A 3,145-nucleotide genomic window follows, 5' to 3' on the forward strand; every position below is an offset into this window, starting at 1 on the left:
CCGCTCACCGCAGCTCACCCAGGGGCGCGGGGAACGGCGTCCCTCTCGCTCCCACTGGCCCGCAGCCGCCCGACCGCCTGACCCGGCGTCCCTCTCGCTCCCACTGGCCCGCAGCCGCCCGACCACCTGACCCGGCATCCCTCTCGCCCCCACCGGCCCGCAGCCGCCTGACCAACCGACCCGGCATCCCCCTCGCGCCCCTACGGCAGCGGAGACGCCCGCCCACTGTCCAGCAGCGGACCCAGCAGATCACCGTAGTCCTGCAAGCGATCCCCCATGTCCCCGGCCTCGAAGGCCAGTTGACCAGGCGCCGTGCACTCCTCGACCTCCGTCCAGGAGAGCGGCGCCGACACCAGGGGGCGGGCCCGGGCCCGCAAGGTGTACGGCGTGGCCGTCGTCTTGCGGGCAGCGTTCTGGCTCCAGTCCACGAAGACCTTCCCGGGCCGCAGACTGCGCGTCATCCGGTGCAGCGCCAGCCGCGGCATCGCCCGCTCCGCCTCCACGGCGAGCTGCTTCGCGTACTCCGACACCTGCTCGGACGAGGCGCCCCGCACCGCCGCCAGCAGGTGCAGCCCCTTGGACCCGGCGGTCTTCGGGTACGCCTCGATGCCGTCCGCCGCCAACCGCTCCCGCAGCCACAGCGCCACCTCGCAGCACTCGACGACCGTCGCGGGCGGTCCCGGATCCAGGTCGAGGACCAGGCGGTCGGCCTCCTCGGGCGTGTCGACCAGCCACTGGTGGGTGTGGAACTCCGTGACCAGGTTGGCCGCCCACATCAGGCTCGCCAGGTCCTGGACCAGCACCATCCGGGCCGGCCCCTCCGAGCGGGGCACCTCGGCCGTTGTGACCCAGTCGGGCGTACCCGGCGGCACGTTCTTGGCGAAGAAGACCTGGCCGTCGGGGCCGTCCGGATAGCGCAGGAAGGAGACGGCGCGGTCACGCAGATGGGGGAGCAGGACGTCGGCCGCGGTGGCGTAGTAGTGGAGCACCTCGCCCTTGGTGAAGCCGGTGGCCGGATACAGCACCTTCTCCAGATTGCTGAGCGCGAGCCGTCGCCCCTCCACCTCTGTGATCGGCGTCATACGATGAGAATCTCATGCAAAGAGGGATAGAACGGCACAAAACCCCAGAAAGGGTGCTGCTGGTGAGATCCATATGGAACGGCGCCATCTCCTTCGGCCTGGTCAGCATCCCGATCAAGCTGGTCAACGCCACCGAGAGCCACTCGATCTCCTTCCGCCAGATCCACACCGAGGACGGCGGCCGGGTCCGCTACCGCAAGGTCTGCGAACTGGAGGACCGGGAGATCAGCCAGGCGGAGATCGGCAAGGGGTACGAGGACGCGGACGGCACCATCATCCCGATCACCGACGAGGACCTGGCCCACCTGCCGCTCCCCACGGCCAAGACGATCGAGATCGTGGCCTTCGTGCCGGCCGACCGGATCGACCCCCTCCAGATGGACGCGTCGTACTACCTCCAGGCGGGCGGCGCCCCCGCGGCCAAGCCGTACACCCTGCTCCGGGAGGCCCTCAAACGCAGCAACAAGGTGGCCATCGCCAAGTACGCGCTGCGCGGCCGCGAACGCCTCGGCATGCTCCGGGTGGTCGAGGACGCCATCGCCCTGCACGGGCTGCTGTGGCCGGACGAGGTCCGCGCGCCCGAGGGACTCGCCCCCGACACCAAGGTCACCGTCAGCGACAAGGAACTCGACCTCGCCGACGCCCTGATGGACACCCTCGGCGAGATCGACCTGGACGAACTGCACGACGAGTACCGCGAGGCGCTGGAGGAGGTCGTCGCCGCGAAGGCCGCGGGGGAGGCCCCGCCGGAGTCGCCGGAACCGGCCCGCAGCGGCAAGGTGCTCGACCTCATGGCCGCGCTGGAGAAGAGCGTGCGGGAGGCGAAGGAGTCGCGGGGCGAGGAGCCGGGGGAGGTCAGGCAGTTGCCGCAGCGGAAGTCGGCGCGGTCCGCGCCCAAGGAGACCGGCGGGAAGAAGTCGACGGCCAGGACCACCAAGAGCACCACGACGAAGAAGGCGGCGGCCGCCAAGAAGACGACGGCGAAGTCGTCCCAGGGGACGAAGAAGACGGCGGCGGCCAAGAAGGCGTCGACCGCGAAGAAGACGGCGGCCAAGAAGACGACCGCCCGCAAGCGGACCGCGTGACCTGCGCACCACCGCCCGGGGAAGGCGCCGCGCAGGTCGCGTCAGTCGTGCCGCGAGGTCAGCCGACGACCTTCGCGGACTCGATGATCACCGGCTGCGTCGGCACGTCGCCGTGACCGCGGCTGCTGCCGGTGCGCACGCCCTTGATCTGGTCGACGACCTCCTGGCCCTCGGCGACCTTGCCGAACACGGTGTAGCCCCAGCCGTTCGGGCTCTTGGCCGTGAAGTTGAGGAAGTCGTTGTCCGAGACGTTGATGAAGAACTGTGCGGTCGCCGAGTGCGGGTCGCTGGTGCGCGCCATCGCGACGGTGTAGGCGTTGTTCTTCAGACCGTTGTCGGCCTCGTTCGGGACCGGCGCGAGCGTGGGCTTCTGCACCATGTCCGGGGTGAAGCCACCGCCCTGGACCATGAAACCGTCGATCACCCGGTGGAAGATCGTGCCGTCGTAGTGCCCGTTGCCGACGTACGTCAGGAAGTTCTCGACGGTCTTGGGCGCCTCGGCGTCGGCGAGCTCGAGGACGATACGGCCGAAATTAGTGGTCAGCTCGACCCTGGACATGGGAATCGTCCCTTTCTGGTGGGGCATGACCGAAGCATCTTGTCACACGGCTGTCAGGGCGCCGGTGACGACAGGGGGGCCTCGCCCGTGACGCTCCCGGTCGTGCCGGGCCGCGGGGTCGGTACGACCGACGGCTCGGAGGGCGCGGGCGAGGGTGACTCCGGGCCGGTGCGGGTGGGCGGGGGGCTGCTCGCCGGGGCCAGCGGCACCGAGGAACGGCCGGAGTCCGTACCGGGCAGCGCGGCCACGATGCCGGCCGTGAGGGCGGCGGCCACCAGTGCTGCCACGGCGCCCGAGACCGCCGTACGACGGCGTCGGATCCGTCGGCCGCCGGCGACGGCCGCGCCGGTGACGCTGGGCAGTGCCGGTTCCCGCCCGCCGTCGAGGATCGCCTCGAAGGCGGCCCGCACGCGGCCGCC

At 70.9% G+C, this 3,145-nt stretch carries 4 protein-coding genes; 1 reads left to right on the plus strand and 3 read right to left on the minus strand.

What is annotated here, in order from left to right; genetic code table 11:
* Positions 1-200: 200 nt before the first annotated feature.
* The gene (gene ligD / locus AOJ26_RS39170; RefSeq protein ID WP_053853106.1) at positions 201-1,082 is read right to left on the minus strand and encodes a non-homologous end-joining DNA ligase; all 882 of its coding nucleotides are present in this window, start codon (positions 1,080-1,082) and stop codon (positions 201-203) included.
* A 62-nt stretch (positions 1,083-1,144) separates the two neighbouring features.
* On the opposite strand from ligD, the gene AOJ26_RS39175 reads away from it, so the two are divergent.
* Positions 1,145-2,167: a Ku protein gene (locus AOJ26_RS39175; protein WP_234358789.1), complete on the plus strand. Its 1,023-nt coding sequence runs from the start codon at positions 1,145-1,147 to the stop codon at positions 2,165-2,167.
* Between the two features lie 58 nt (positions 2,168-2,225).
* On the opposite strand, the gene AOJ26_RS39180 is transcribed toward AOJ26_RS39175, so the two are convergent.
* On the minus strand, positions 2,226-2,726 hold the full coding sequence (locus AOJ26_RS39180; RefSeq protein WP_053853108.1) for a peptidylprolyl isomerase: 501 nt from the start codon (positions 2,724-2,726) through the stop codon (positions 2,226-2,228).
* 53 nt (positions 2,727-2,779) lie between these two features.
* Positions 2,780-3,145, minus strand: a 366-nt coding sequence (locus AOJ26_RS39185; protein WP_053853109.1) for a hypothetical protein, incomplete at its 5' end; no start/stop codon positions are given.

The sequence above is a fragment of the Streptomyces sp. NRRL B-24085 genome (genome assembly GCF_001282115.1).
GTDB lineage: Bacteria > Actinomycetota > Actinomycetes > Streptomycetales > Streptomycetaceae > Streptomyces.